The organism is Asaia sp. SF2.1 (assembly GCF_000505765.1).
Taxonomy (GTDB): domain Bacteria; phylum Pseudomonadota; class Alphaproteobacteria; order Acetobacterales; family Acetobacteraceae; genus Asaia; species Asaia bogorensis.
Window position 1 is genome coordinate 210,750 of sequence record NZ_AYXS01000034.1, and the last position, 2,675, is coordinate 213,424.

The 2,675-nt window shown below is 59.9% G+C and carries 2 protein-coding genes and 1 riboswitch; of the genes, one reads left to right on the top strand and one right to left on the bottom strand.

Annotation, left to right across the window (positions count from 1 at the left end; translation table 11 throughout):
• Positions 1–1,174 (bottom strand): aldehyde dehydrogenase family protein (locus P792_RS32130; RefSeq protein WP_369794253.1); only part of this gene is annotated, 1,174 nt, incomplete at its 3' end.
• A gap of 200 nt (positions 1,175–1,374) precedes the next feature.
• Positions 1,375–1,590, top strand: a riboswitch (cobalamin riboswitch).
• 153 nt (positions 1,591–1,743) lie between these two features.
• On the opposite strand from P792_RS32130, the gene P792_RS32135 reads away from it, so the two are divergent.
• A partial coding sequence (locus P792_RS32135) for a HoxN/HupN/NixA family nickel/cobalt transporter (protein WP_035440269.1) occupies positions 1,744–2,675 on the top strand: 932 nt, incomplete at its 3' end.

The following is a 2,675-nucleotide window of genomic DNA, read 5'->3' on the forward strand; positions in this document are numbered from 1 at the left end:
AACCGCCCAGACCGAACGGAGAGTCATTAGCAAGCGCGATGGCGGCGTCGTCATCGGCCACCGGGTAGACAATGGCGGCGGGCCCAAAGATCTCTTCGTAGAAAATTGGGTTATCCTTGGTGACATGCGTCAGCAGGGCCGCCTGCATGAAAAAGCCCTCGCGATCGAGTCTCTTGCCGCCGGTAACAAGCTTTGCCCCGTGATCGACTGCCTTTTCGACCTGGCTCAGTGCGAGCTTCATAGCGTTTTCGCTGCTCATCGGGCCGTGGGTGACGCCCTGCTCGAGCGGATCACCATAGCGGAATTCGGCCAAGGCGTCGGAGAGGCGACGTACGAATTCGTCGGCCAGTGATTCATGAACGATCATACGCTTGGCGGCGGTGCAAACCTGACCGTTATTGGACATGCGCCCTGCCACGGCACGGGGAATGACCTCGTCGAGATTGGCATCGTCGAGCACGATGAACGGATCGGAGCCGCCGAGTTCGAGCGTGGTCTTTTTCAGGGCCTTGCCAGCCTGTGCGGCGACAGCACTGCCGGCACGCTCACTGCCGGTCAGGGCCACGCCACGCACTTCGGGGCGCGCAATCAGTTCCTCCGACACATCATTGTCGATGAACAGATTGGTCCAGGCGCCCTTGGGTGCCCCGGCTTCGAGGAACAGCGCCTCGAAGGCGAGAGCGCATTGCGGCACACTCGGTGCGTGTTTGGCGAGTACGACATTACCGGCCATCAGGTTGGGACCTGCCACGCGTGCGAGCTGGTAGTAAGGGAAGTTCCAGGGTTCGACGCAGTAGATGACACCCAGAGACTGGCTGAGGACCGTCGCACGACCTTCCGAGACAGGGATCTCACGCGGGGCTAGGAATTTCTCGGCGTTTTCGGCGTAATAGGCGAGGATCTTCGCAGAGAGTTCGGTCTCGGCAATGGCCTCGGGCAGAACCTTGCCCATTTCGATGGAAATCAGTCGGGCGTATTTTTCCTTGTTCTGCTCAAGGATCTGCGCCGCCTTGCTGACGATGGCCTTGCGCTCGGCAAAGCTGCGGTGACGCCAGTCACTCCTGTAGAATTCATGGGCGGCGTCGAGCTTTTCAAAGGCCTGTGCCTTGGTGTGAAGGTCGAACTCGCGCTCGGTTTTGCCTGTGGCGGGGTTGATCGTACGATAGGCGCTCATCGTTTTCTGCTCCCGTTTATCTGGTGTCCGGCGCATGGCCGAACCAAAGTCTCGGTCGAACAAATGCCTGGAAAGGCGCATGGTTTCCCTGAAAAGGGAGGCAATATCGGTTGGGCAACCCCTGAAACGCACGGTTCAGGCATGGAAGAAACACCCGCATAAAGGCAGCTGAACGCTGGCTTTCGCCTGGTTGAAACAGTAGGGTCGAACCCGTCGAGGGTCTTGCGCGAGTGAGTGAAAAGGGAATGTCGGACGGGCTGGCTGATCCTGAAAGGATCGGGCGCGAGGCGGCAGCTGTCCCCGCAACTGTGAGCGGTGAGCGCCCTGCCGGAACCACTGGGTGCAGGTCATCCGGGAAGGGGCAGGGGAGCGATGAACCGTGAGCCAGGAGACCTGCCCTTGTCATGTCTGACGGCCAGACCGGACGGGATGATCCGGTTGTTGCGGAGAGCCCTTCTCGTGAACGAGTTTACCCTGCCTTCTTGCGTGCTGCGACGTGCACGAAATGCCGTCAGGCCTGCATTGAGTTCTCATCGGGGATCTTTGATCGGGCACAGAGGGAGCCAGAAATGAGCGCTGAAACCTTGCCGGTGTCTCCGCCGTCGCTGCGCTGGCGCATTTCTCTGCTGGGGATTGGCCTGCTTCTGGCCAATATGGCGCTCTGGGTCTGGACCTTCGTGATGTTTCGCGATCGACCCTTGCTGCTTGGCAATGCCCTGCTGGCTTATGGTTTTGGCCTGCGTCATGCTGTCGATGCCGATCATATCGCCTCGATTGACAACGTCACGCGCAAGTTCATCCAGATGGGGCGTCAGCCCTTGCTGACAGGGTTCTGGTTTGCCATCGGCCATTCCCTGATTGTTGTGCTGGCGGCGCTGGGTACGGCGTTGCTGTCTCAGGCGATGCAGGATCGTTTTGGCGCGTGGCGTGATATTGGTGGCATTGCCAGCACACTCGTCTCTGCCGGCTTCCTGTTTGCCCTGGCCATCACGAATTTCATAGTCCTGCGCGGCGCCTGGCGCGCCTGGCATCACATACGGGCTGGTGGAGCGATCGAGGAGGTCGACCCCGAAGCGCTTCTGAACCGGGGCGGGCTACTGTCACGCCTGCTTTATCCGCTGTTCAGACTGGTCTCGCGCAGCTGGCATATGGTGCTGCTTGGCTTTCTGTTCGGCCTCGGCTTCGATACCGCGACAGAGGTTTCGCTTCTGGGGCTGTCTGCCTCACAGGCGAGCCGGGGTGTTTCGGTTGCGGCGATCATGATCTTTCCTGCCCTGTTCGCTGCTGGCATGGCCCTTGTCGATACGGCAGATGGTGTTCTCATGCTTGGGGCCTATCGCTGGGCCTTTGTCGATCCGCTGCGCAAGCTGCGCTATAACATCATCATTACCCTGATCTCGGTGATTGTGGCTGTCGGAATTGGCAGTATCGAAACGCTGCGCCTGCTGGGTGATCAGATCGGTTTTGAAGGGCGGTTCTGGGGCGTGGTGGCCGCTGTCAG